The organism is Leifsonia sp. KNZ13-11D (assembly GCF_056754895.1).
On record NZ_JBPGWU010000001.1, the window covers coordinates 2,105,967 to 2,131,376 of the forward strand.

At 70.3% G+C, this 25,410-nt stretch carries 20 protein-coding genes and 1 tRNA gene; 3 read left to right on the forward strand and 18 right to left on the reverse strand.

All coding sequences use genetic code 11. The features are described 5' to 3' along the window. Nucleotides 1-85: 85 nt before the first annotated feature. The 16 genes from ACR9Y5_RS10560 to polA form a co-directional block, all read right to left on the reverse strand. Nucleotides 86-712, reverse strand: coding sequence for a superoxide dismutase (locus ACR9Y5_RS10560; RefSeq protein ID WP_431221343.1), 627 nt, complete (start codon nt 710-712; stop codon nt 86-88). Between the two features lie 104 nt (nt 713-816). Further along, nucleotides 817-1,797, reverse strand: a complete 981-nt coding sequence (gene whiA / locus ACR9Y5_RS10565; RefSeq protein WP_481297915.1) for a DNA-binding protein WhiA — start codon at nt 1,795-1,797, stop codon at nt 817-819. Between the two features lie 55 nt (nt 1,798-1,852). Next, entirely contained in the window at nt 1,853-2,746 is an 894-nt protein-coding gene (rapZ, locus tag ACR9Y5_RS10570) for an RNase adapter RapZ (RefSeq protein ID WP_481297916.1), read from the reverse strand. A 37-nt stretch (nt 2,747-2,783) separates the two neighbouring features. Continuing rightward, nucleotides 2,784-4,826, reverse strand: coding sequence for an excinuclease ABC subunit UvrC (gene uvrC, locus ACR9Y5_RS10575; protein ID WP_481297917.1), 2,043 nt, complete (start codon nt 4,824-4,826; stop codon nt 2,784-2,786). A 4-nt stretch (nt 4,827-4,830) separates the two neighbouring features. Next, nucleotides 4,831-7,848: an excinuclease ABC subunit UvrA gene (gene uvrA, locus ACR9Y5_RS10580; protein ID WP_481297918.1), complete on the reverse strand. Its 3,018-nt coding sequence runs from the start codon at nt 7,846-7,848 to the stop codon at nt 4,831-4,833. 76 nt (nt 7,849-7,924) lie between these two features. Then, nucleotides 7,925-8,452 (reverse strand): hypothetical protein, encoded by a 528-nt coding sequence (locus tag ACR9Y5_RS10585; RefSeq protein WP_481297919.1) that lies wholly within the window; start codon nt 8,450-8,452, stop codon nt 7,925-7,927. Further along, nucleotides 8,449-9,861: a DUF58 domain-containing protein gene (locus tag ACR9Y5_RS10590; RefSeq protein WP_481297920.1), complete on the reverse strand. Its 1,413-nt coding sequence runs from the start codon at nt 9,859-9,861 to the stop codon at nt 8,449-8,451. The genes ACR9Y5_RS10585 and ACR9Y5_RS10590 overlap by 4 nt, the downstream gene beginning before the upstream one ends. 22 nt (nt 9,862-9,883) lie before the next feature. Continuing rightward, nucleotides 9,884-10,918, reverse strand: coding sequence for an AAA family ATPase (locus tag ACR9Y5_RS10595; RefSeq protein WP_481299554.1), 1,035 nt, complete (start codon nt 10,916-10,918; stop codon nt 9,884-9,886). Nucleotides 10,919-11,598: 680 nt separating this feature from the next. Continuing rightward, entirely contained in the window at nt 11,599-12,333 is a 735-nt protein-coding gene (locus tag ACR9Y5_RS10600) for a DUF4129 domain-containing protein (RefSeq protein WP_481297921.1), read from the reverse strand. A 219-nt stretch (nt 12,334-12,552) separates the two neighbouring features. Further along, nucleotides 12,553-14,619, reverse strand: coding sequence for an excinuclease ABC subunit UvrB (gene uvrB / locus ACR9Y5_RS10605; RefSeq protein ID WP_481297922.1), 2,067 nt, complete (start codon nt 14,617-14,619; stop codon nt 12,553-12,555). A 62-nt stretch (nt 14,620-14,681) separates the two neighbouring features. Beyond that, a complete protein-coding gene (coaE, locus tag ACR9Y5_RS10610) occupies nt 14,682-15,287 on the reverse strand; it encodes a dephospho-CoA kinase (RefSeq protein WP_481297923.1) in 606 nt (201 codons plus the stop codon). Between the two features lie 215 nt (nt 15,288-15,502). Next, on the reverse strand, nt 15,503-16,945 hold the full coding sequence (rpsA, locus tag ACR9Y5_RS10615; RefSeq protein WP_481297924.1) for a 30S ribosomal protein S1: 1,443 nt from the start codon (nt 16,943-16,945) through the stop codon (nt 15,503-15,505). 107 nt (nt 16,946-17,052) lie between these two features. Then, nucleotides 17,053-18,036: an epimerase gene (locus ACR9Y5_RS10620; protein ID WP_481297925.1), complete on the reverse strand. Its 984-nt coding sequence runs from the start codon at nt 18,034-18,036 to the stop codon at nt 17,053-17,055. Next, the gene (locus tag ACR9Y5_RS10625) at nt 18,033-18,677 is read right to left on the reverse strand and encodes a DUF4166 domain-containing protein (RefSeq protein ID WP_481297926.1); all 645 of its coding nucleotides are present in this window, start codon (nt 18,675-18,677) and stop codon (nt 18,033-18,035) included. The genes ACR9Y5_RS10620 and ACR9Y5_RS10625 overlap by 4 nt, the downstream gene beginning before the upstream one ends. Nucleotides 18,678-18,696: 19 nt before the next feature. Further along, nucleotides 18,697-20,370, reverse strand: a complete 1,674-nt coding sequence (locus ACR9Y5_RS10630; protein WP_481297927.1) for a DUF885 domain-containing protein — start codon at nt 20,368-20,370, stop codon at nt 18,697-18,699. An 82-nt stretch (nt 20,371-20,452) separates the two neighbouring features. Then, nucleotides 20,453-23,125, reverse strand: a complete 2,673-nt coding sequence (gene polA / locus ACR9Y5_RS10635) for a DNA polymerase I (RefSeq protein WP_481297928.1) — start codon at nt 23,123-23,125, stop codon at nt 20,453-20,455. Nucleotides 23,126-23,182: 57 nt separating this feature from the next. Here polA and ACR9Y5_RS10640 point away from each other — a divergent pair, with 57 nt between their 5' ends. After that, on the forward strand, nt 23,183-23,587 hold the full coding sequence (locus ACR9Y5_RS10640; RefSeq protein WP_481297929.1) for a hotdog fold thioesterase: 405 nt from the start codon (nt 23,183-23,185) through the stop codon (nt 23,585-23,587). A gap of 115 nt (nt 23,588-23,702) precedes the next feature. Here ACR9Y5_RS10640 and ACR9Y5_RS10645 read toward each other — a convergent pair whose 3' ends face one another. Beyond that, nucleotides 23,703-24,308, reverse strand: a complete 606-nt coding sequence (locus ACR9Y5_RS10645; protein WP_310129517.1) for an ANTAR domain-containing response regulator — start codon at nt 24,306-24,308, stop codon at nt 23,703-23,705. 38 nt (nt 24,309-24,346) lie between these two features. Here ACR9Y5_RS10645 and ACR9Y5_RS10650 point away from each other — a divergent pair. After that, nucleotides 24,347-24,429: transfer RNA gene (locus ACR9Y5_RS10650), tRNA-Leu, on the forward strand. 52 nt (nt 24,430-24,481) lie between these two features. Here ACR9Y5_RS10650 and ACR9Y5_RS10655 read toward each other — a convergent pair. After that, complete coding sequence (locus ACR9Y5_RS10655) at nt 24,482-24,982, reverse strand: FBP domain-containing protein (protein WP_481297930.1); 501 nt, start codon at nt 24,980-24,982, stop codon at nt 24,482-24,484. Nucleotides 24,983-25,082: 100 nt separating this feature from the next. Between ACR9Y5_RS10655 and trxA the strand changes: the two genes are divergently transcribed. After that, nucleotides 25,083-25,406, forward strand: coding sequence for a thioredoxin (gene trxA, locus ACR9Y5_RS10660; RefSeq protein ID WP_481297931.1), 324 nt, complete (start codon nt 25,083-25,085; stop codon nt 25,404-25,406). Nucleotides 25,407-25,410 lie beyond the last annotated feature (4 nt).

A 25,410-nucleotide genomic window follows, 5' to 3' on the forward strand; every position in this document is an offset into this window, starting at 1 on the left:
GATGGGCGCCGCACGGCGCACTGTGGTGGGTGGTTGTTGCGGACGACGGCGTCCCGGGAGGCATCCTCCCGGGACGCCGGCCTGGTTACGACAGTAGCAGCAGACCCGCGGTCTTCTCGCGCGCGCGGAGGAAGCGGTCATTGACGTCGGACCAGTTGGTGATGTTCCAGAACGCCTTGACGTAGTCGGCCTTCACGTTGACGTAGTCGAGGTAGAAGGCGTGCTCCCACATGTCGAGCATGAGCAGCGGGACGGTGGCTGCCGCGAGGTTGCCCTGGTGGTCGTACAGCTGCTCGATGATGAGCTTCTGGCCCAGCGAGTCCCATGCGAGGATCGACCATCCGGAGCCCTGGATGCCGAGCGCCGACGCCGTGAAGTGCGCGCGGAACTTGTCGAACGAGCCGAAGAACTCGTCGATCGCAGCGGCCAGCTCGCCGACCGGCTTGTCGCCGCCGTCCGGGGAGAGGTTGTTCCAGAACACGGTGTGGTTGACGTGGCCGGCGAGGTTGAACGCCAGGTCTTTCTGGAGCTTGTTGACGTAGGTCAGGTCGTCGGCGTCACGGGCCTCCGCGAGCTTCGCGATTGCCGTGTTGGCACCGTCCACGTACGTCTTGTGGTGCTTGTCGTGGTGCAGCTCCATGATCCGGCCGCTGATGTTCGGCTCGAGGGCCGAGTAGTCGTACGGAAGGTCCGGCAGCGTGTAGTCAGCCATTACTCATCTCCACTGTTGTTGTGATTCGAGCGACTCGTCGAGTCGTTTACAGCAACCCGAGCGGCCCGCGGATGCTTCCGGCGGCCCCAAGTCCCCTCCCGAAGTTACACCTCGTCGAGATCGGCCGGGAGGCTCGCTTCCGTGCCGGGGATGCCCAGGTCGCTCGCGCGCTTGTCGGCCATGGCCAGCAGACGGCGGATGCGGCCGGCGACCGCGTCCTTGGTCATCGGCGGGTCGGCGTGGTGGCCGAGCTCGTCGAGGCTGGCGTCGCGGTGGGAGAGGCGCAGCTCGCCCGCGTAGCGCAGGTGCTCGGGCACCTCCGGGCCGAGGATCTCGAGGGCCCGCTCGACCCGGGCGCACGCGGCGACGGCGGCCTGCGCGGAGCGGCGCAGGTTGGCGTCGTCGAAGTTCACGAGCCGGTTGGCGTTGGCACGGACCTCGCGGCGCTGCCGCAGCTCCTCCCAGTTCGCGACCGTCTGGGCGGCGCCCATGGCGACGAGCATCGCGCTGATCGCCTCGCCGTCGCGGATGACCACGCGGTGCACGCCGCGCACCTCGCGGGCCTTCGCCGCGATGCCGAGGCGGCCGGCGGCGCCGACGAGCGCCATGGCGGCCTCGTTGCCCGGGCAGGTCACTTCGAGCGCGGCGGAGCGGCCGGGGTCCGTCAGCGAGCCGTTCGCGAGGAACGCGCCGCGCCACACGGCGGCGAGCTCGTCCCGGGAGCCCGTGGTCAGCCGGTTCGGGAGGCCGCGGATGGGCCGGCGGCGCGCATCCAGCAGCCCGGTCTGGCGCGCGAGCGTCTCGCCGCCGTCGAGCACGCGCACGAGGTACTGGCTGGCGCGGCGGACCCCGGACGCGGAGATCACCGACACTTCGCTGCGGACCCCGTAGAGCTCGGCCAGGTCTTTGCGCACCCGGCGGGCGAGCTCGGGCGTGTCCAGCTCGCTCTCCACCGCGATCCGGCCGCCGATCAGGTGGAGTCCGCCCGAGAACCGGAGGATGGTGGCCAGTTCTGCAGCGCGGACCGTGGTCTTGCTGACCTCGACCTTCGTGAGCTCGTCCTTGACGTCGGAGGTGAGAGCCAATCGGATTCCTTACTGTCTCAAGGCGGGGATGGTGCCGTGGATGGATGGGCCGGGATCATTCACGGCCGAGGTCTCGGTGTTTGGTGTTCACCGCGAGACCGGGGAAACTGCGCAACCGTGCCGCGAGCTCTTCCGCAATCGCGACGGACCGGTGTTTTCCGCCAGTGCAGCCTATCGCGATCAGCGCGTGCCGTTTGTTCTCGCGCTGGTAGCCCGCCATGATCGGGCGCAGCGCGGAGACGTAGCCCGAGATGAACTCCTCGGCGCCGTCGCGGGTCAGCACGTAGTCGCGGACGACCTCTTCGAGGCCCGTGTGCGGCCGCAGTTCGGGATTCCAGAACGGGTTCGGGAGGAACCGGGCGTCGGCGACGAGGTCGGCGTCGGCGGGCAGGCCGTACTTGAATCCGAAGCTCATCACCGTCACCTGCACGTCGGCCGCGTCCTCGGCGGCGAAGGTGTCGGTGATGTTCGTCGCCAGCTGGTGGATGTTGAGGTCGGAGGTGTCGACGATGATGTCGCTCGCCTCGCGGATCTCGCGGAGCCGCGTCCGCTCGGCCGAGATGCCGTCCAGGATCGTGCCGTCGCCCTGCAGCGGATGCGGGCGGCGCACCTGCTCGAAGCGGCGCACCAGCACGGCGTCGGACGCCTCCAGGAACAGCACACGCACCTTCGTGCCCTCGCGCAGGCTCTGGATCATCTCGCGCAGGTCGACGAAGAAGTTGCGCCCGCGCACGTCGACCACCGCCGCGATGCGCGGCAGCCCGGACTCCGCCCGGTTGGCGAGTTCGATCAGCGGGCGCAGCATCTGCGGCGGGAGGTTGTCCACGACGTACCAGTCGAGGTCCTCCAGCGCATTCGCGACGGTCGAGCGCCCGGCGCCCGACATCCCGGTGACGATGAGCACTTCCTGCTGCTCGGCGCTTGCGACTGTGTCGCCGTCGGTGGCCATCGACCGGTCTCCTCCGCTGCTCCTGTGTGCACCCAGCCTAGCGACTGACGCCGGCCTCCCGCCCGCCTTCCGGTTGCGCCTCCGCCGCCTGATCGTCGCTGCGCGCAGAGTCGGTCAATCGCTCGTACACGGCGGCCGCCAGCCGCGGGCCCACCCCGCGGACCTCCGCGATCTGCTCGGGTGTCGCCTTCCGGAGCTGGGCGACCGAGCCGAAGTGCTTCAGCAGCTCCTTCACCCGCGACGGGCCGAGCCCGGGGATCTCCCCCAGCACCGTCCCGATGTCGCGCTTGCGACGTGCCCGCTGGTAGGTGATCGCGAAACGGTGCGCCTCGTCGCGCAGGCGCTGGATGAGGAACAGCGCATCGCTGTTTCGCGGCAGGATGACCGGGAAGTCGGAGTCGGGCAGCCAGATCTCCTCCAGCCGCTTCGCGATCCCGGCCAGCTGGATGCCGGTCACGCCCGACTCGTCGAGTGCGCGCTTGGCCGCCGCGACCTGCGGCTGGCCTCCGTCGACGATGAGCAGGTTGGGCGGGTACGAGAACTTGCGACGACGGCGCTCGGCGGCGTCCACCACCTCGTCGGCGCCCGCCGCACCCTCGGCGTCGAGCGCGGTCTCCTCGTCGAGGGCGGTGTCGGCCGACCCGTCGGCGGCCGCCGGCGTCTCCTTGAGATACGCGAGGCGGCGCGAGATCACCTGGTAGATCGACTCCGTGTCGTCGGTCGACTCGGGGATGCTGAAGCGCCGGTACTGGTCCTTCCGCGGCAGCCCGTCCTCGAAGACCACCATGGAGGCGACGATGTTCGTGCCGCTCAGGTGCGAGACGTCGTAGCACTCCATCCGGAGCGGGGCGTCGGCCATGCCGAGGGCGTCCTGGATGTCGTTGAGCGCTTGCGAGCGGGCCACGAAGTCGGAGCTGCGCCGGGTCTTGTAGAGCACGAGGGCGTTCTTCGCGTTCATCTCGACGGTCTGCGCCAGGGCCGCCTTCTCGCCGCGCTGCGCGGTGCGCAGCTCGACGCGGCCGGTCAGCCGCCCGCGGGGCGCGGACGGGTCGGGCGTCTCGCGACGGCGCTGGGTGAGCCACTGCTCCAGCTCGGCCGTGTCCTCCGGCAGCTCGGGGACGAGGATCTCGCGGGGCGGCGCGTCCGGCCCGTCGTACGCGTTCTGCACGACCGTCTCGACCAGCTCGCCCAGGCCGACGTCGAGCTCCTTGTCGACCACCCAGCTGCGGACACCGCGCACGCGGCCGCCGCGGACGATGAACTGGGTGACCGCCGCGGCGAGCTCGTCGTGGGCGATCCCGAACACGTCCGCGTCCACGCTCTCGGTGAGCACGACCGCGCTCTTTCCGAGCACGCCCTCCAGCGCCTGGATGGCGTCCCGGTGCCGGGCGGCGGCCTCGTAGTCCATCGTGCTCGCGGCCCGCTTCATCTTGTCGGTCAGGTCGCGCAGGTAGCCGCTGTCGTTGCCGGCCATGAAGGAGGCGAAGTCGATGGCCAGCGACTTGTGGTCCTCCGGGGTGATGCGGCCGACGCACGGCGCCGCGCACTTGCCGATGTCGCCGAGCAGGCACGGCCGGCCCGTCTGCTCGGCACGGCGGTAGACGCCGTCCGAGCAGCTGCGCATCGGGAACGCCTTGAGCATCAGGTCGACCGTCTCGCGGATGGCCCAGACCTTGGTGTACGGCCCGAAGTAGCGCGCATCCTTGATGTTGCGGTTGCGCGTGATCATCACCCGCGGGACCCTGTCGCCCAGTGTGACGGCGAGATACGGGTAAGTCTTGTCGTCGCGGAACTTGACGTTGAAGGGCGGGTTGAACTCCTTGATCCAGGTGTACTCGAGCTGGAGCGCCTCGTACTCGGTGCCGACGACCGTCCACTCGACGCTGGACGCCGTGGTGACCATGCGGCGGGTGCGCTCGTGGAGGCTGCGGAGCGGCTGGAAATAGTTGCTCAGCCGCGCCCGCAGGTTCTTCGCCTTGCCCACGTAGAGCACGCGCCGGTTCTTGTCGCGGAACCGGTACACCCCCGGCTGGGTCGGGATCTCGCCGGCCTTCGGCCGGTAGCTGACGGTGTCTGCCACGGTGCTACGCGGCGCCCCGCGCCGACTCGCCCTGCAGGATCTCCTTCAGGAAGAAGCCCGTGTGGCTGCCCGGCGCCTCGGCCACCTGCTCCGGCGTGCCGGTCGCGATGACCTCGCCGCCGCCCGCGCCGCCCTCGGGGCCCATGTCGATGATCCAGTCGGCCGACTTGATCACGTCGAGGTTGTGCTCGATGACGACGACGGTGTTGCCCTTGTCGAGGAGGCCGTTCAGCACCAGCAGCAGCTTGCGCACGTCCTCGAAGTGGAGGCCCGTGGTCGGCTCGTCGAGTACGTACACGCTGCGGCCGTTGGAGCGGCGCTGCAGCTCGGTGGCCAGCTTGACGCGCTGCGCCTCGCCGCCGGACAGCGTGGTCGCGCTCTGGCCGAGGCGGACATAGCCCAGGCCGACGTCGACGAGCGTTTGCAGGTAGCGGTGGATGGCCGAGATGGGCTTGAAGAACTCGGCGGCCTCACTGATCGGCATGTCGAGCACCTCGGCGATGTTCTTGCCTTTGTAGTGCACGGAGAGGGTGTCGCGGTTGTACCGCGCTCCCCCGCACACCTCGCACGCGACGTAGACGTCGGGCAGGAAGTTCATCTCGATCTTGATCGTGCCGTCGCCCGAGCAGGCCTCGCAGCGGCCGCCCTTGACGTTGAAGCTGAACCGGCCGGGCTGGTAGCCGCGGGTCTTCGCCTCCGGCGTCTCGGCGAACAGGGTCCGGATGCGGTCGAAGACGCCCGTGTAGGTGGCCGGGTTGGACCGCGGGGTGCGGCCGATCGGCGCCTGGTCGACGTGCACGACCTTGTCGAGGTTCTCGAGCCCGGTCACCGAGCGGTGCTTGCCCGGCACCTTCCTCGCGCCGTTGAGCTTGTTGGCCATCACCCGGTACAGGATGTCGTTGACCAGCGACGACTTGCCGGAGCCGGAGACGCCGGTGACCGCCACGAACGCGCCGAGCGGGAAGTCGACCGTCACCTTCTTCAGGTTGTTGGCCTCCGCGTCCACGACCCGGATCATCCGCTTCTTGTCGATCTTGCGGCGTTTCGCCGGGATCGCGATCTCGCGGCGGCCGGCGAGGTAGTCGCCGGTCAGCGAGTCGGTGTTGTTGAGCAGGTCGTCGTACGAGCCCGAGTGGACCACGTGGCCGCCGTTGACGCCGGCGCCCGGGCCGATGTCGACGATCCAGTCCGCGGTCCGGATGGTGTCCTCGTCGTGCTCGACGACGATCAGGGTGTTGCCGAGGTCGCGCAGGGCGACCAGCGTGTCGATGAGACGGCGGTTGTCGCGCTGGTGCAGACCGATGCTCGGCTCGTCGAGCACGTAGAGCACGCCCGTGAGCCCGGAGCCGATCTGAGTCGCCAGCCGGATGCGCTGGGCCTCTCCACCGGAGAGCGTTCCCGCCGCACGTGCCAGGTCGAGGTAGCTCAGGCCCACCTGGATGAGGAAGTCGAGGCGGATCTTGATCTCGCGCAGCACCTGCGCGCCGATCTTCTGCTCGCGCTCGGTGAGGTGCAGCTTCTCCATGAAGTTGCGGGCGTCGCTCAGACTGAGCAGGGACGCGTCGGCGATGCTCTTGCCGTGCACGAGGACCGCGAGCACCTCGGGCTTGAGGCGCTTGCCGCCGCAGACCGGACAGGGCACCTCGCGCAGGTACTCCGCCCAGCGGGCGCGCTGCGTGTCGGTCTCGGCCTGCAGGTACTGGCGCTCGATGTAGGGCACGACGCCCTCGAAGCCTGAGGTGTACGACATCTCGCGGCCGTAGCGGTTCTTCCACCGCACCTTGACTTCGAAGTTGTCGCCGTGCAGCACCGCGTCGCGGACGTCGGCCGGGAGCTTCTTCCACGGCGTCTTGAGCGAGAACTTCAGGTCGCGGGCGAGGCCGTCGAGCAGCTTCTCGTAATAGTTGAAGAGGCCCTTGCCCTGCGTGGTCCACGGCACGATGACGCCCTCGGCGATGCTGAGCTCGTCGTCGCCGAGCAGCAGCTCCTCATCCACCGACATGCGCGTGCCGAGACCCGAGCACTCGGGGCAGGCGCCGAACGGCGCGTTGAAGGAGAACGTCCGCGGCTCGATCTCAGTGAGCTGGATCGGGTGGCCGTTCGGGCACGACAGCTTCTCGCTGAAATTCTGCCACGCGGCGGAGCCCTCGCGGTCGACGTAGTTGACCTGCACGAGACCGTCGGTGAGCCGGAGCGCGGTCTCGAGCGAATCGGTGAGGCGGCCCAGGATGTCGGGGCCGGCCACGAGCCGGTCGACCACGACCGAGATGTCGTGCTTGTACTGCTTCTTCAGCGTCGGCGGGTCGGAGAGCTGCACCTGCTCGCCGTCGACCAGCGCACGCGAGTAGCCGCTCGCGGCGAGCTCCTTGAAGAGGTCGACGAACTCGCCCTTCTTCTGCGACACCACAGGGCTGACGACCATGTAGCGCGTGCCCGGCTCGAGCTCCATGAGCTGGTCCGCGATCTGCTGGACGGTCTGGCGCTGGATGCGCTCGCCGCAGATCGGGCAGTGCGGCACGCCGATGCGCGCCCAGAGCAGACGCATGTAGTCGTAGATCTCGGTGATCGTCCCGACCGTCGACCGCGGGTTGCGGTTCGTGGACTTCTGGTCGATCGACACCGCGGGGCTGAGGCCCTCGATGAAGTCGACGTCCGGCCGGTCGACCTGGCCGAGGAACTGCCGTGCGTAGGCGGACAACGACTCGACATAGCGGCGCTGGCCCTCCGCGAAGATCGTGTCGAACGCCAGCGACGACTTGCCCGACCCCGAGAGTCCGGTGAAGACGACCATGGAGTCGCGCGGGATCTCCAAGTCGACGTTGTGCAGGTTGTGCACCCGCGCTCCGCGCACGCTGAGGTGCGAGCCCGTCGTCACTCTGCTGATGGATCCCACCTCGCCCCTGGTGCGGTCGTCCCCGACTCGTTCGCTGTTCACTCGCCCGCTGCTCACTCGCTCTATTCTCCGCCATCCATGCTGGGATTCCGGGGGCTGTTCGCCCACCGCGCACCACGCCCGAGCCATCGAACGTCTGTTCGATTCTAACCTGCCCGGGTGCGGCTCTCCCCGCACGCCGGAGTCTAAGCGCGACCTCCGACATTCATCGCTGGTCCGTCCTCCGCGGACGCCGGAGGAGCGGCGGGACGAACATCCCGACCAGTCCCGCCAGCGCGATCCCGGAGAGGATCGCCAGAGCGGGGATGGACGCTCGGGCGCCCGGCAGCAGGAGCAGCACCGCCGCCGCCTGCACCGGGAGCTGGACGAGGACGAACCGTCTCAGGGACGGCAGCAGCACGGCGGGCTGCAGCCGGGCGGCGGGCGCCACGACGAGCATCCAGGCGGCGACGAGGTGCAGGGCGTGCACGCCCGCGATGAGGCCGAGCAGCCGCGGGGTGAACGTCCCCGGCTCCACCAGTGCGGAGAGCATCAGCACCCCGATGACCACCCACGCCGTCAGCCAGCGCGGACGCCACACCGCGACGCCGATGAGCAGCGCGGCGATCGCGGTCCAGGGCCCGCCCGGCACCCCGACCAGGACGAGCACCAGCCCGACGGCCGCGAACAGGGCGCGCAGCGACCAGCCGGGGACGGTGCCCGACAGAGCGTCGTGGTCGCGTGCTGCGCTCATCGGCGCCGCCGTCCCGCGGTCAGCGCGCTGAGGCCCGCCTCGCGCGCCGCCGGGTCCTGCCAGCGCAGCAGCTCGACGCCGCCGCCCTGCAGCTGGTCGAGCCGCAGCCGGCGCTCGAGCTCGAGGGTCCGCAGCGCCAGCACATCACGCGGGGTCAGGTCGCCCGGATCGCGGGCCGGGAGCACATCCACCGCGATCACCCGGTGCCCGGCCGCACGCCAGGTCAGGGCCAGCGTCGACGGCTGGTCGTCGAGGAACGTCGACAGGACGTAGACCAGCGAGCCCGGCGACAGCCGGGGCGATCGGACGCGCTGGAACGCCGTGCCGGTCGGCCGGGTCAGGTCGATGGCGCGCAGCACCCGCTCCCGGTGCCGGACGCCCGCGCGCGGCGGGAGCACGCGTCCCGACTCCCCCAGGTCGTCGAAGCCGACCCGGTCGCCGGCCGCGGCGTACGCCGCGGCCAGCGACGCGGCCGCCTCGCGGGCCAGGTCGAGCGACGAGACGGCGGGCCGCGGATAGGCGCGCGACCAGTCCGCGACCACACCCGTCAGGTCGTCGCGGGCGTCGACCACGAGATGGACGGCAGCGTCGGAGGTGGCGGTCGTCCGGCGCACGTACAGGTCGCCGTCGCGGCCGGCGCGCGCGGTCGCCCGCCAGTCGATGCGGCGGAGCCGGTCGCCCGGATGGAAGAGGTCGATATCGCGGAATTCGCCGCCGTCCCCGGGCCGGGTCGAGATGTGCTGACCGGTCAGGCCGAGCAGTCGGGCGGGCAGCGGCAATGCCCGGACGGGGGCGCGCCGCGGGCGGATCACCCGCTCGACCGCCGCCTCCTCCCCCGGGTCGCTCACCCACGCGGCGTCGGGGCCGATCGCGCGGACGCCCACGGCGCCCAGCCGCTGCGGGCCGGAGTGCACGAGCGGCACCGTGCCCGAGGCGTCGGCGGCGGCGGACGGGGTGACGATCGCATCCACCGGCGCGGTCCCGCCCAGCGAGAGGCGGAGCTGCAGGGCGTCGGGGCGTTGGGTGGCGTCCGTGTGGATGCGGAGGGTCGCCTGCGGCGGGGCGGCGGCAGGAGCGGCGGGAGCGGCGGCCTCGAGGATGGGGCGACCGGGACCGGCGCCGGGGTCGCCGGCGCCGGGGACGCGGCCCGCCGCGTCGTCGACCGTGATGTCAGCGCTCACGGCCACCTCGCCCGGTTGTCCCTTCGCGGACGGCGACGGGCGCCGGTCCCAGCCGAGAGCGGCGGTCAGCAGCAGCGGGGCGCCCACCAGAGCGGGCTCGACGCGGGACATGACGAACGACGCCACGACAGCAAGCACGCCGACGATCACGGCACCGGCGAGGGCGGGGCTCAGCGTCCATCCGGTCGTCGTCCGGGTGGTGCCACGCGTCGGGCCGCGGTCGGTCATCGGCGCGGCTCCCGGGTGCCGGTCATCCGCGCGCCGCCTCCGCACGTTGCGCGGCGCCCACCGCGGGCGGTCCGGCCACGCTGTTGACGACCTCGATGACCACCTGCTCCGCGCCCACGCCGCTGGTCCACGCCTGGACCGTCAGCGTGAGCCGGTGCGCGAGGACGGGCACGGCAACGGCCTTCACATCGTCCGGGAGCACGAAGTCCCGGCCGTCGAGCACGGCCAGGGCGCGGGCGACGAGAAGGAGGCCCTGCGAGCCGCGGGGGGACGCGCCGACCTCCACCGAGCGGTGGCGGCGGGTCGCGGCGGCGAGCCGGACGCAATAGTCGGCGATGTCCGGGTCCACATCCACCGCCTCCACCCCGGCCTGCATCCCGGACAGCGTGGCCGCGTCGATCACCGGGTCCACCGTCGCCACCTCGTGCCGCCGCGCGACGCGCGCCAGCAGGACGCGCGACTCGCCCGCCTCGTCGGGGTAGCCGACGCTGAGCCGGACCATGAACCGGTCGAGCTGCGCCTCCGGCAGTGCGTACGTGCCCTCCGACTCGATCGGGTTGGCCGTCGCCACCACGTGGAAGGGCGTCGGGAGGGGGAAGCTGCGGCCCTCCACCGAGACCTGGCCCTCCGCCATCGCCTCCAGCAGGGCGGACTGCGTCTTCGGCGAGGTGCGGTTGATCTCGTCGGCGAGGAACAGACCCGTGAAGACGGGACCCGGGCGGAACTCGAACTCCGCGGTGCGCGGCACGTAGACGAACGAGCCGGTGATGTCGGACGGCAGCAGGTCGGGGGTGCATTGCAGCCGGCGGAAGTCGAGGCCGACAGCGGCGGCGATGCTGCGCGCGGCGAGCGTCTTGCCGAGGCCCGGGACGTCCTCGAAGAGCACATGCCCGCCCGCGAGGATGGTCGCGAAGGCGATCCTGAGCGGGTCGCGCATCCCCACCACCACCGTGGACACCCGCTCGAGGACGTCGGAGCCGAGCCGGGCCACCTCGGGGACGGGGAGAGCCGCGACACGGGCCGCGTCGGCGGGCGGGGTGGAGTTCGGGTCGGGGATGCTCGGGTCAGCGGGCACGGTGCGGCTCCTTGTGGGTGGGTGCGGGTGTCGTGGAGGCGCCGCGCGGGTGGGGGTTCGACGGGTCGGCGTTCGGCGGGGCGGCGGACAGTGGGGCGGCGGACAGTGGGGCGGCGTGCGGCGGCTCGGCGGTCGGCTGGTCGGTGGAGGCGGCCAGCGCCTCCAGGCGAGCGAGCACCGCTGCCACCTCGGTGGTGCGCGGGGGTGTGACCCCGGTCCCCGTCGCAGCAGCCGGAGGCCGTCGGCGCCGAGCAGACCCTCGAGCCGCTCGTCCGCGGTGCGGTCCTCGAGGTCGAGGCCCTGGAGGGACAGCGCACGCTCGGCGATGGAGCGCACCCGGCGCACACCCTCCGGTGACGCGCGGCCACCACGGGAGCCGAGGGACCAGCCCAGCTGCACCAGGTCCCGTCGGGCGCCGGGTCGAGGCTCGGGGGCCGGGACGGCCCAGACCACGTCGGCGGCCTCGCCGAGCGCGGAGAGGCAGGCGCACAGGGCGAACGCGGAGGCGCCCAGGCCGATGGCGTGCGGCGCATCCATGCCGAGATACCAGGCGGCGGCGCCGAGCGCGATGCCGAGGACGGTGGACAGGATCAGGCGGCGGAGCATGCGCGGTGGAAGGCGGCGCCGGGTCGGCCTCACCCGCCCTCCGCCGCTACGCGCGCTCAACGGAGCTTCCCCGCCGTGGTGCCCGGGGAGGTGGTGCTCCAGGATGCGCGGAGCGCCTCGACCGCCTCCCGGGCTGCGAGCACGTCGGCCTCGGTCACCGGTGCCGTACTGAACCGGGCGCGGACGTAGAGTCCGAGGAACCGCTGGGCCGCGTCCCGATCGGCCGCCACCCGTGCGACGACCCGGGAGGCGAACTCGGCGGGCGTCTCGGCGGGCAGGCGCTGGACGCCCGAGTCGGCGGCGCCCTCCTCCAGTCCCAGCCAGGCGCGTTCGATGGCGTCGCGGGGCTCGCGCGGCGCAGCCAGCTCGGCACTCGCGCGGTCGAGGCCGCGACGGACGTGCTCGGGCTCCGGTTCGGCCGTGGGCTCGGGCGCGGGCGCCGACGGCTCCGTCTCGGCCAGCCCGGACAGCGAGGGTAGTTCGGGCGCCGGGCGGCTTCGCCGGCGGTACCGCCACAGGAGGGCCAGCGCCACGATCACAGCGAGCACGATCAGGGCGACCAGCAGCCAGGAGAGGTCGATGCGCAGCTGCTGCTGGGGCCGCTGCGGTTCGGGTGTCCCGGTGAGGTTCTGCTCCGGCCGGTCTGTCACCACCGGTCCCGGCGGAAGGAGCACCCGCGGCCCGGTGAAGGCGGGAACCCCCTGGAACGCGACGGCCACCACGGCGACCCCGACCAGCACGGCGCACACGGCGAGGGTCCACCGCCGCTGTCCCGTCCCCGTCGAAGCCACCCTGCCACCGTAGCGCGCGCTCGGCACCGGTCGTACGAATCCGAGGAAGTGCCCGGCGCCAGCTCCTGACGGGCGGCCATCACGGCGGCCGCCGAGGTGCACGTCGTTGTGGTCGACACGCCGCTCGGGTACACAACAACGTGCACCTCAGCGAGAAGGGATGCGCCGCGTGGCCGCGTGCGGCCGGCGCCGCGAGGTGCACGCTATCCGAACGGGCGCTCAGCCCAGGTGGCCGGCCTTCTCCATCTGGCGGAGGTCGCGCTTCAGGTCGGAGAGCTCGTCGCGCAGTCGCGCGGCGAGCTCGAACTTCAGCTCACCGGCGGCCGCCAGCATCTGCTGGTTGAGGTCGGCGATCAGCCCCTCGAGCTCTGCGGCGCCCTGTGCGGCGATGCCGCCGTTGCGCAGGTTGGGCGTCGGACTCTTGCGCTTCTGCTCCCGGCCGGCCAGCATGCGCGCCGTGTCGGCCTCCTCGCGCGCGAGCACGTCCGTGATGTCGGCGATGCGCTTCCGCAGGGGCTGCGGGTCGATGCCGTTGACACGGTTGTACTCGATCTGCTTCTCGCGGCGACGCTCGGTCTCTTCGATCGCGCTCTTCATGGAGTCGGTGAGCACGTCGGCGTACATGTGGACCTGGCCGGAGACGTTTCGTGCGGCACGGCCGATGGTCTGCACGAGCGAGGTCGACGAACGGAGGAAGCCCTCCTTGTCGGCGTCGAGGATGGCGACCAGCGACACCTCCGGGAGGTCGAGTCCCTCGCGCAGCAGGTTGATGCCGACGAGGACGTCGTAGACACCGGCCCGCAACTCGGTGAGGAGCTCGACCCGGCGCAGCGTATCGACGTCGGAGTGCAGGTAGCGCACCCGGACGCCCGCCTCCGCCAGGAAGTCGGTGAGCTCCTCCGCCATCTTCTTGGTCAGCGTGGTGACGAGCACGCGCTCGTCGCGCTCCACCCGCAGCCGGATCTCCTCGAGCAGGTCGTCGATCTGCCCCTTCGTCGGCTTGACGACGATCTCCGGATCGATCAGGCCGGTCGGGCGGATGATCTGCTCCACCACGCCGTCGGCGATGCCCATCTCGTACTTGCCGGGCGTCGCGGAGAGGTAGACGGTCTGGCCGACGCGATCCTTGAACTCGTTCCACTTGAGCGGTCGGTTGTCGAGCGCGCTCGGGAGGCGGAAACCGTGCTCCACCAGCGTGCGCTTGCGCGACGCGTCGCCCTCGTACATGGCGCCGATCTGCGGGACGGTCACGTGCGACTCGTCGATCACCACGAGGAAATCGTCCGGGAAGTAGTCGAGCAGGCAGTGCGGCGCCTCTCCCGGCGCGCGGCCGTCGATGTGGCGCGAATAGTTCTCGATGCCGGAGCAGAAGCCGATCTGCTCCATCATCTCCAAGTCGAACTGGGTGCGCATCCGCAGCCGCTGCGCTTCGAGCAGCTTGCCCTCGCGCTCCAGCTCCTGCAGACGCTCGTGGAGCTCCTCCTGGATGGTGCCGATCGCGCGCTGCATGGTGGCCGGGCTCGCAGCGTAGTGCGTCGCCGGGAAGACCGACACCGCATCCATCTTCGAGATCACGTTGCCCGTCAGCGGGTGCAGCGAGTAGAGCGCCTCGATCTCGTCGCCGAACAGCTCGATCCGGATCGCGTGCTCCTCGTAGACCGGGATGATCTCGATCGTGTCGCCGCGCACGCGGAACTTGCCGCGCGAGAAGTCCACGTCGTTGCGCTCGTACTGCATGTTGACGAAGCGGCGGATCAGCGCATCGCGCCCCACGTTCTGGCCCACCTGGAGCGCGACCATGGCCTCCAGGTACTCCTCCGCGGCACCGAGGCCGTAGATGCAGGACACGGTCGACACGACGACCACGTCGCGCCGGCTGAGCAGCGAGTTCGTGGTCGAGTGACGGAGGCGCTCGACCTCGGCATTGATCGAGCTGTCCTTCTCGATGAAGGTGTCCGTCTGCGGCACATACGCCTCGGGCTGGTAGTAGTCGTAGTACGAGACGAAGTACTCGACGGCGTTGTTGGGCAGCAGCTCGCGGAACTCGTTGGCCAGCTGTGCCGCCAGGGTCTTGTTGTGGGCCAGCACCAGCGTCGGGCGCTGCACCTGCTCGATCAGCCAGGCGGTGGTCGCCGACTTCCCGGTACCCGTGGCTCCGAGCAGCACCACATCCGTCTCGCCGGCGTTGATGCGCCCGGCGAGTTCGGCGATCGCCTGCGGCTGGTCACCGCTCGGGCTGTACTCGCTGACGACCTCGAACGGACGGACGGAGCGTGTGGGGAGCATGAGACCAGTCTAGGAAGGACCACCGACACTTCTGCCGGCTCTCGCTCACAGCGGAACGGGCGTCACCGTGCGGGGCCGCGCAGCTGCTCCCAGAGCGCGTCCACCTGCGCCAGTGTGTGCTCCAGCGTGCCGCCGGTGTCGATCACGGCGTCGGCGACCGCGAGCCGTTCGGCGTCGGATGCCTGCGAGCGGATGCGGCGCTCCGCCTCCGCCTCGTCCATCCCGCGCAGGGTCACGAGGCGGTGGATGCGCGTCGCGGCGTCGGCGTGCGCGACCACGATGCGGTCGAACGGGTACTCGTTCGCCGACTCGACCAGGAGCGGGACGTCGTAGACGACGATCGCCTCCGGGTCCGCCTCGGCGGCGGCCTGGAAGCGCGCGGTCGACGCCGTGAGGACGGCGGGGTGGGTGATCGCGTTCAGGTCCTGGAGTGCGGCGGGGTCGCCGAACACGATCGCGCCGAGCGCCGGACGGTCGAGGCTGCCGTCCGCGGCGATCACGGAGTCGCCGAACCGGCGTGCGATCTCCGCCAGCGCAGGTGTGCCGGGCTCGACCACTTCGCGCGCGATGCGGTCGGCGTCGACGACGACGGCGCCGTGCGATGCGAGACGGGAGGCGATGGTCGATTTGCCGGAGGCGATCCCCCCGGTGAGTCCGATCAGCTGCACGCGCCCAGCCTATCCGCACCCCCGGGCGTCGCCGTCGCCCGCGGGAGCGACTGCGGTGCCGCGTCACGTCTGCGGCTGCGCGCCGGGCCGCCGTCGTCGCGAACCGCCGCAGTCGCCGTCGTGCCCGCTCGTGCCACTCCTCCCGCTCCTGCCGCTCTTCCCGGAACGCCGAAGCGGCCGGCCCCGAAGGACCGGCCGCTTCTGAGAGAGGATGCTCAGGAGTTGGAGCTGAGCTTCTCGCGCAGAGCCGCGAGCGACTCGTCGTCGGCGAGCGTTCCGCCGGCGCCGGTGTCGGAAGAGTACGAGGACGAACCGCTGTCGGCGGCAGCCTCCTCGAGGCCCTTGGCGACCTGGCGCTTGTGCGCCTCCCAGCGCGCCTGGGCCGCAGCGTACTGCTGCTCCCACTCGTCGCGCTGCGCCTCGAAGCCTTCCTTCCACTCGTTGGTCTCCGGGTCGAAGCCCTCCGGGTACTTGTAGTTGCCCTGCTCGTCGTACTCGGTGACCATGCCGTAGAGCGCCGGGTCGAACTCGGTGCCCTCCGGGTCGACGCCCTCGTTCGCCTGCTTGAGCGACAGCGAGATGCGGCGGCGCTCCAGGTCGATGTCGATGACCTTGACGAACACCTCGTCGCCCACCGAGACGACCTGCTCGGCCAGCTCGACATGCTTGCCGGACAGCTCCGAGATGTGCACGAGGCCCTCGATGCCGTCCGCGACGCGGACGAACGCACCGAACGGGACGAGCTTGGTGACCTTGCCCGGCGCGACCTGACCGATCGCGTGGGTGCGGGCGAAGACCTGCCACGGGTCCTCCTGCGTCGCCTTGAGCGACAGGGAGACGCGCTCGCGGTCGAGGTCGACCTCGAGGATCTCGACGGTGACCTCCTGGCCCACCTCGACGACCTCGGAGGCGTGCTCGATGTGCTTCCAGGAGAGCTCCGACACGTGGACGAGACCGTCGACGCCGCCGAGGTCGACGAACGCACCGAAGTTGACGATCGACGAGACGACGCCCTTGCGGACCTGGCCCTTGTGCAGGTTGTTGAGGAACGTGGTGCGGGACTCCGACTGGGTCTGCTCCAGCAGCGCGCGGCGCGAGAGCACCACGTTGTTGCGGTTCTTGTCGAGCTCGAGGATCTTGGCCTCGATCTCCTGGCCCAGGTACGGGGTGAGGTCGCGGACGCGGCGCAGCTCGATGAGCGACGCGGGCAGGAAGCCGCGCAGGCCGATGTCGACGATCAGGCCGCCCTTGACGACCTCGATCACCGTACCGGTGACGACGCCGTCGGCCTCCTTGATCTTCTCCACATCGCCCCAGGCGCGCTCGTACTGCGCACGCTTCTTGGACAGGATGAGGCGACCCTCCTTGTCCTCCTTCTGGAGAACGAGAGCCTCGACGGTGTCGCCGACCTCGACGACCTCGGTGGGGTCGACGTCGTGCTTGATGGAGAGTTCGCGCGAGGGGATGACGCCCTCGGTCTTGTAACCGACGTCGAGGAGGACCTCGTCGCGGTCGATCTTGACGACGGTGCCTTCGATCAGGTCTCCGTCGTTGAAGAACTTCAGCGTCTTTTCGACCGCGGCAAGAAAGTCCTCAGCAGATCCGATGTCGTTGACGGCGACCTGCTTGGGTGCCTTGTCGGTCGTTGCGGTTGTCATGTAGTGGGTGCTCCGTTATGGACAGGAATCAGGCCGGTCGCGTCGTTGTTTCTGGATGTTCCGCGAACGGCAGGCGGATAGAGGTGTCACACAAGTGACGTTCTAGTCTACCGGGCTGCGGAGGCGTGCAGCAACCTGCGGTCGGCGAGGATGTCGCGCAGCGCCGGCTCCAGTTCCGGGTAGGCGAACACGTAGCCCGCGCCGAGAAGGCGCTCGGGCACCACCCAGCGGCTCTTCAGCACGAGTTCGGTCTCGGTGCGGATCGCGACGGAGCCCAGTTCGAGCATCCACCGGTAGGCCGGGAGGCCGGCCCGTGCGCCGAGCAGCCGGCGCAGCGTCGCCATGAGCGTGCGGTTGTCGGTCGGATGGGGCGAGGAGACGTTGACGGGTCCGTCGAGTTCGGGATGCGCGCGAAGGAACTCGATCGCGCCGAGGACGTCGGCGATGTGCACCCAGCTGAAGCGCTGGCGGCCGCCGCGGGCGCGGAACTCGTGGAACGTGCCGGCGTTGCGCCGGGCGGCCGTGGCGAACCAGCGCCCGTCGACCTGCGGACCGCCCAGCCCGAAGCGCGCCAGCGCGACCAGAGGGCCGAGCGCGCTTCCGTCGCCCAGGACGATGGCCATGCGGAGCGCGACGCGCCGCGTGGCGGGAAGATCGCCGTCGAAGAGCTCGCGCTCCCAGGCTTTCGCGACCTCGACGGAGAAGCCGGTGCCCAGCTGGCCGGTGGACTCCGTCATCGGCCGGTCCTCCGCATGCCGGTAGATCGTCGCGGTGGAGGCGTTGAACCAGGCCGGCGGCGGCGCGTCGCTCGTCGCGATCGCCTCCCGCAGCGCTCGGGTGGTGGCGAGACGCGACCGGAAGATCTCAGCCCGGTTGGCGTCGCCGTAGCGGCAGTTCACGCTCTTGCCCGCGAGGTTGATCACGGCCGCCGCGCCGCTCACGGCTGCGCGGAGCCCGGCTGTGTCGTCCCAGCGCACCTGCGGGCCGTCCCGGCCGACGAGGACCACGTCGGAGCCGGTCTCCCGGTAGTGCTGAGCCAGGTAGCGGCCGATGAAACCGGACGCCCCCGCGATGACGATGCGCTCACTCACTGCTGCTGCTCCCCCTCGGGTGCCACGTCGTACCGGAACAGTCCGCCGTACTGATAGATCCTGCCGATGGCCGGCAGTGTCACGGTGATGGAGACGCGCTGACGCTCGGCCTGCTCATCCCACCGCTCGATCAGCACCACGACGGGAGCGATGGGCCACGGGATGGGAATGCGCCGACCCGCGAGGACGACGTGGACCCGCGTCGAGCGGAGACGGAGAGCTCCGTCGCGGACGCTCGCCCGGAACCGCGCCTCGGCGCGGACCGGGTCGCCGAGCCGGTCGACGAGGTGGCCGCTAGCGCCGCCGAAGTCGGCGACGCCGATCTCGTCCACCATGACCGCCGAGCGCCCCGGGAACGCGAACGCACGTTCCGCCGCGACCGCCGGCGATCCGTCGGGCCGGACGATCGGACGATTGGTCACTGTGAACGGAACGTTGCGCTGCCAGACCGGGAACAGCACCCGGGAACGCGCGAAGAGCGCGAGCACGGGCCACAGCCAGCGTCTCGGCGTGCCGACCGTGTCGAACACGCCGGCGCCTCGCCCTGCCGAGCCGGAAGGGATGGCGTCGAAGTACGCCTGCAGCCGTGGATGCAGGTCGTCGAACGCCGCGCCGAGCACGGCGCGGTAGGGCGAGGTCACCGGGCGCGGAGGTCGCCGCTCAGTCGAGCAGCGCCGCCTTGAGCGTGTCGAGGCCCACACCGCCGATGTCGAGCGCCTTCTTGTGGAACGCCTTGATGTCGAACGACGCTCCCTCGCGGCGCGCGTATTCGTCGCGCAGCTGCTCCCAGATGCGCTGACCGATCTTGTACGACGGCGCCTGCCCCGGCCAGCCCAGGTAGCGGTTGACCTCGAACCGGACGAAGCCGTCGTTCATGTTGACATTCTCGCGGAGGAAGGGGAACGCGTCCTCGCCCGTCCACGGACGCGAGCCGTCGGGCAGCGGCTTCTCGAGGTGCACGCCGATGTCGAGGACGACGCGGGCCGCGCGCATCCGCTGGCCGTCGAGCATCCCGAGCCGGTCGGCCGGGTCGTCGAGGTAGCCGAGCTGCTCCATCAGCCGCTCGGCGTAGAGCGCCCAGCCCTCCGCGTGCCCGGACGTTCCGGCGATGCGGCGCCACGAGTTGAGCTGCGCCTTGTTGTAGGTGGCCTGGGCGATCTGCAGGTGGTGACCCGGGACACCCTCGTGGTACACGGTCGTCAGTTCGCGCCAGGTGTCGAACTCGGTGACGCCCTCGGGGACGCTCCACCACATGCGGCCCGCGCGGGCGAAGTCGTCGCTCGGACCGGTGTAGTAGATGCCGCCCTCCTGGGTCGGCGCGATCATGCACTCGAGCCGGCGGATCTCGGCCGGGATGTCGAAGTGCGACCTGCCGAGCTCTTCGATGGCACGGTCGCTGGTCTCCTGCATCCAGCGCTGCAGCGCGTCGGTGCCGTGAAGCTTGCGGCTCGGGTCGCCGTCCAGGAACTCGATCGCTTCGAGGACGCTGGCGCCCGGCTTGATCTCACGCGCGATCGACTCCTGCTCGGAGCGCATGCGGGCGAGCTCCTCGATGCCCCACTCGTAGGTCTCGTCGAGGTCGACCGTCGCGCCGAGGAAGCCGCGCGACGCGAGGGCGTACAGCTCGCGGCCGACGGCGTCTCTCTCGGGCGCGTGCGGCGCCAGCTCGTTCTCGAGGAAGTCGGCGAGCGTCGCGTAGGCCTGCGCCGACTCCTGAGCACCGGCCGCCAGGTCGGACTTCAGCGACTCGGGCAGCACGCCGTTGAGCGGTCGAGCCTCACCGGTGAACTCGAAGAAGAAGCCGGTGTCGGCGACCTGCTTGCGTGCCTGCGCCAGCACCTCGCGCACCTGGCGGATGGCGGGGACGTTGCCGTTCGCGATGCCGCTGCGCAGCGTCTCGATGTAGCCGTTCATCGCAGCGGGCAGGTTGTGCAGGCGCTTCGCGACGTTCGCCCAGTCGTCCTCGGTGTCGGTCGGCACGAGGTCGAAGATGTCGCGCAGCTCTTGCGCGGGCGAGGCGATGACGTTGAGGTCGCGCTGCGCGAACCCGGCGTCGTGCTTCTCGACGGTGAGCTGCAGCTCCCGGGCGAGGTCCATCTTCGTGATGCGGTCGATGTCGTCGACGGGCTCCGCCGCCTCGATGCGGGCCAGAGCCTCCTTCACTTTGGCGACGGCGGTCTCGGCGCCCGCGGGAGAGTAGTCGGCGTACTCGCCCTCGCGGCCGGGCCGGCCGAGCCAGACGTGGTACTCGGGGAACAGTTCGAGCTGGGTGTCCACCCACTCCTCGGCGATCGTGTCGACCGGGGTGGGTTCGCGCTTCTGATCGTTGGTCATGCTCCGACCATACCGATCGGTGCACCCCTCAGGCAGCGGAAATCCCGCACTGTGCAGAACCCGCGGCCTGTGGAGGAACGGCTCAGTGCGCGGCGGCGTCCCAGTTCGCGCCCCGGCCCACCTGTACGTCGAGCGGCACCCGCAGGTCGGCGGCGCCCGCCATCCGGGCGCGCACGATGGCTTCCAGGGCGTCCCATTCGCCCTGGGCCACCTCGAAGATCAGCTCGTCGTGCACCTGGAGCAGCATCCGGGATTCGAGGCGCTGGTCGATGATGTCGCCCGCGATCCCCAGCATGGCGACCTTCATGATGTCGGCGGCCGACCCTTGGATCGGTGCGTTGAGCGCCTGCCGCTCGGCATTCTCGCGCAGCACACGGTTCGTCGACGTCAGGTCGGCGAACGGACGCCGGCGACCGAAGATCGTCTCGGTGAACCCGTCGACCCTCGCCTGCTCGACCACGTTGCGCAGGTAGTCGCGCACGGCGCCGAAGCGCTCGAAGTAGTCGCTCATGAGCTGCCGCGCCTCGGACGTCTCGATGCGCAGCTGCTTGGACAGGCCGAAGGCGCTCAACCCGTAGGCGAGCCCGTACGACATGGCCTTGACCTTCGTGCGCATGGCCGGGGTGACCTCCGCCGGCGGGACGCCGAAGACGCGCGACCCGACGAACCGGTGAAGGTCCTCCCCCGCGTTGAACGCCTCGATCAGTCCGGGATCCTCCGACAGGTGCGCCATGATGCGCATCTCGATCTGCGAGTAGTCGGCGGTGAGCAGTGTCTCGAATCCCTCGCCCTGCGTGAAGGCGGAGCGGATCTCGCGCCCCTCCTCGGTGCGGATCGGGATGTTCTGGAGGTTCGGGTCGTTCGAGGAGATGCGTCCCGTGCTCGTGCCGGTCTGGTCGTAGGTGGTGTGGATGCGGCCGTCGCTCTCGACGGAGCGCTCCAGCGTCTCGACGATCTGCTTGAGCTTGGTCGCGTCGCGGTGCTGCAGAAGGAGTCCGAGGAACGGATGCGGGTTCTTCTCCTGCAGATCGGCCAGCGATCCGGCGTCGGTGGAGTAGCCGGTCTTGGTGGCGCGCGTCTTCGGCATCCCGAGCTCCTCGAAGAGCACCTGCTGCAGCTGCTTCGGCGAGCCGAGGTTGATCTCGTGGCCGATCTGCGCGTACGCCTGCGCTGCGAAGTCGTTGGCTTTGTCGGTGAGCTGTCCGCGGAGGCGCGCGAGGACGGCGGAGTCGATCGTGACCCCGTTCAGCTCCATCTCGGCGAGCACGGCGACCAGCGGCAGCTCGATGTCGTCGAGCACTCCCCGGGTGCCCTCGTCGAGCGCGATCATCTGCCCCTCGGCGACGCGGCGGATGTACCAGGCCTCGGTCGCCGGGCTGACGGCGTCGTTGATCGGGACGAGCTGGTTCGGGTCGGAGACCGGCAGAGTCTCGCCGAGCACCTCGTACACCTGCTCCGCGAGAGACTGCGCCGCGGCGCCCGGCTTCACCAGCCAGGAGGCGATGCGCGTGTCGAAGGCGAGTCCGTCGACCACGAAACCGGCACGGCTCAGCGCCTTGAACTGCGGCTTGGCGTGGAAGAAGTACTTGGGCGCGCTGCTCGCGAGCCACTCCTCCAGCGCGGCGTAGTCCGGCCGGGCGGCCACCCACGGCACGTAGACGCTGTCGTCGGCGGTCGCCAGACCGAAGCCGGTGACCCCGGCCGGACCGCGCTCCAGCTGCACGGCGATGGCAGCGCCATCGGCGGACGCCTTCGACAGCCAGTTCGCGAGCTCTTCGTCGACCATCGTGCGCACGGCCGGCGCGCTCACGGCACCCGCATCGCCGACCTCGGCGACGGAGACGGCGCCGTCGAGCATCCCCTCTTCTGCCGCCGTCTTCATCAGCCGGTCGAGCAGGGTCTTGAACTGCAGGCGGGCGAAGATGTCGCGCACGGCGTTCTCGTTGAGCGGCTTGCGCTCGAGGTCCTTGGGACCGATCGGCAGCTCGACATCGTCGAGGAGCTGGTTGAGGCGCCGGTTGCGGAGCGCGTTCTCCTTCTGGTCGCGCAGGTTCTGCCCGACGACGCCCTTGATCTCGTCGGCGTGGGCCACGATGTTCTCGACCGTGCCGTACTGCTGCACCCACTTGACGGCGGTCTTCTCGCCGACCTTGTCGATACCGATCAGGTTGTCGCTGGTCTCACCGACCAGCGCAGCGATCTCGGGATACTGGTGCGGCTCGATGCCGTACTTCTCGCGCACGGCCGCCGGGTCGTACACCTTGAGCTCGGACACGCCGCGGACGTTCGGGTAGAGCAGCGTCACGTCGTCGTTGACGAGCTGGATGGTGTCACGGTCGCCCGAGACGAGGAGGACTTTGAAGCCCTGCTCCACGCCCTGCCGGGCGAGGGTGGCGAGGATGTCGTCGGCCTCGTAGTCCTCCTTGGCGATGGTGGTGACGTTCATCGCGTGGAGCGCCTCTTCGAGCAGCGGCACCTGGCCGGCGAACTCGGAGGGCGTCTCCCCGCGGGTGCCCTTGTACTCCGGGTACTCGCGCGTGCGGAAGGAGTAGCGGGAGATGTCGAAGGCCACCGCGAGGTGGGTCGGCTTCTGCTGCTGGAGCAGGTTGATGAACATGGCGATGAAGCCGTGGATCGCGTTGGTGTGCTGCCCTTCGCGGTTCACGAAGCTGTCGACAGGAAGTGCGTAGAAGGCCCGGAATGCCAGCGAATGGCCGTCGATGACGAGAAGGGTAGGCTTTTCGGAGTCTGACACCAGGCCAGCCTACAAGGGGCCGGTGACAGTCCAGACGACCGTCAGGAGAGGCCGAGGATGACCGACGACGCACTCACGTACGTGCAGCAGAGGGGGCTCGGCCGGCTGGCCGAGAAGATGGGCATCGAGATGCTCGAGTTCAGCGTCGAGCGGGCTGTGGCCCGCATGCCCGTCGAGGGCAACACGCAGCCGGCGGACCTCCTGCACGGCGGTGCGTACGTGGTGCTCGGCGAGTCCCTCGGCTCCATGTCGGCCAACCTCTACGCGGGCGAGGGACGCCTCGCGGTCGGCATCGAGATCAACGCGTCCCACACCCGTTCGGCGACGAGCGGCTACGTCACGGGCGTGTGCACGCCCATCCACCTCGGCCGCACTCTGACGACGCACGAGATCGCCGTGACGGACGACCGCGGCCGCCGCTGCTCGACGATCCGCATCACGAACCTGATCAAGGACCTGTGACGCGACCGGCGCGCTGACGATTTGTGCCAATTACTGGCTATTGAGCGCGCATGACCGCGATTTCGCACAAATCCTCGCCCCGGGACGCGCCCAAGGAGAGGGACGCGGCGGGCGGCTACTTCTTGGGGGCGAGCTGCTCGATGATCGCCTGGGCGACGTCGTGCATGGTGAGGCGGCGGTCCATCGACGCCTTCTGGATCCAGCGGAACGCCTCGGGCTCGCTGAGGCCCATCTTCTCGTTCAGGAGGCCCTTGGCGCGGTCGACCAGCTTGCGGGTCTCGAAGCGCTGCACCATGTCGGAGACCTCGGCCTCCAGGGCGATGATCTGCTGGTAGCGCGCGAGCGCGATCTCGATCGCCGGGAGCAGGTCGTTCGGCGTGAACGGCTTGACGACGTACGCGAGCGCGCCCGCCTCGGTGGCCCGCTCGACGAGCTCCTTCTGGCTGAACGCGGTCAGCAGCACGACGGGGGCGATGTGGTCCTTCGAGAGGCGCTCCGCGGCGGAGATGCCGTCGAGCTGCGGCATCTTGACGTCCATGATGACCAGGTCGGGCCGCAGCTCGGTCGCCAGGGCCACGGCGGTCTCGCCGTCGCCGGCCTCACCCACGACCTCGAAACCGTTGTCGCGCAGGATCTCGACGATGTCGAGGCGGATGAGCGATTCGTCCTCCGCCACGACGACGCGGCGGGGTGCGGTGGCGGTGTTCTCCTGGTCAGTCACGCACAAAAGCCTACGGTATTGTTCAGGTGTTGTTGTGCGCCGCCGTGGCGGAATGGCAGACGCGGAGCACTCAAAATGCTTTGTCCGGAAGGGCGTGTGGGTTCGAGTCCCACCGGCGGCACGACTCCCAGCATGACGTCAGAGGGGCGCCCGATCGGCGCCCCGCGGCCGCGTCAGATGCGCGCGCCGACCACCGTCGCCGCGAAGCGGCGCGCCCGCTCGGCCAGGCCGGCGATCCGCTCCTCCACCACCAGGTCGGCGTCGAAACCGACGTACGACGGCGGAGGGGTGCGGCGCACGTTGGCGCTGCATTCGAACGCGCCGCAGACGAGCGTGCCGACGGTGTCGCCATTGCGGCCGGCCGCGCCCGCCCGGCGCGCGGACCAGAACCAGACATCGTTGGTGAGGTGCACATCCTGGCACCAGCCGCACATCGAGGGCGCGTGCGACCGCATCGACGCCTCGGAGGCGCGCAGCACGATGCCGACGGGGCCGTCGTCGGTCGGGATGACGACGTAGCCGCGCTGCGGGAGCCGCGGGTCGCGCCAGCCGAGGTACTCGCGCCTCGCCCAGTCGACCTCGTGCAGGCCGGGAGGCAGGGGCAGCTCCTCGGCTTCGCTGCGGGAGCAGTTGACGAACGACTCGCGGATCTGCTGCGGGCTCAGGATCTCCATACGCACCTCCTGCCTCCATGCTCGCACAGGATGGGCGGGGCACCGCTCCGGCGTGTCGCCCCTTGACTCTGCCCCGAGGGTCAGGGATTAGTGTGCCGCCATGACCACGATCGAGAGCGTCACCGACGCCAGCTTCCAGGAGGATGTGCTCGCCGCCCCGGGCACCACCGTCGTCGAGTTCTGGGCGGAGTGGTGCGGCCCGTGCCGGGCCCTGTCGCCCATCCTGCAGCAGCTGCAGGACGAGCACGGCGACCGCATCCGCATCGTCAAGATCAATGCGGACGAGAACATGGACACAGCGGTCGCCTACAAGGCGCTGGCCCTGCCGGTGATGAAGGTGTTCCGCGACGGCGAGGTGGTGAAGACCATCGTCGGGGCGAAGCCGAAGCCGGCGATGGAACTGGAGCTGGCGCCGTTTCTCTGATGCG

Bases quoted from the DNA above. Each gene is read 5' to 3' on its own strand.
- ACR9Y5_RS10560 (WP_431221343.1), bottom strand. From the start codon at position 712: ATGGCTGACTACACGCTGCCGGACCTTCCGTACGACTACTCGGCCCTC.
- rapZ (WP_481297916.1), bottom strand. From the start codon at position 2,746: ATGGCCACCGACGGCGACACAGTCGCAAGCGCCGAGCAGCAGGAAGTG.
- uvrA (WP_481297918.1), bottom strand. From the start codon at position 7,848: ATGGCTCGGGCGTGGTGCGCGGTGGGCGAACAGCCCCCGGAATCCCAG.
- ACR9Y5_RS10585 (WP_481297919.1), bottom strand. From the start codon at position 8,452: ATGAGCGCAGCACGCGACCACGACGCTCTGTCGGGCACCGTCCCCGGC.
- ACR9Y5_RS10590 (WP_481297920.1), bottom strand. From the start codon at position 9,861: ATGACCGACCGCGGCCCGACGCGTGGCACCACCCGGACGACGACCGGA.
- uvrB (WP_481297922.1), bottom strand. From the start codon at position 14,619: ATGCTCCCCACACGCTCCGTCCGTCCGTTCGAGGTCGTCAGCGAGTAC.
- rpsA (WP_481297924.1), bottom strand. From the start codon at position 16,945: ATGACAACCGCAACGACCGACAAGGCACCCAAGCAGGTCGCCGTCAAC.
- ACR9Y5_RS10630 (WP_481297927.1), bottom strand. From the start codon at position 20,370: ATGACCAACGATCAGAAGCGCGAACCCACCCCGGTCGACACGATCGCC.
- ACR9Y5_RS10640 (WP_481297929.1), top strand. From the start codon at position 23,183: ATGACCGACGACGCACTCACGTACGTGCAGCAGAGGGGGCTCGGCCGG.
- ACR9Y5_RS10655 (WP_481297930.1), bottom strand. From the start codon at position 24,982: ATGGAGATCCTGAGCCCGCAGCAGATCCGCGAGTCGTTCGTCAACTGC.
- trxA (WP_481297931.1), top strand. From the start codon at position 25,083: ATGACCACGATCGAGAGCGTCACCGACGCCAGCTTCCAGGAGGATGTG.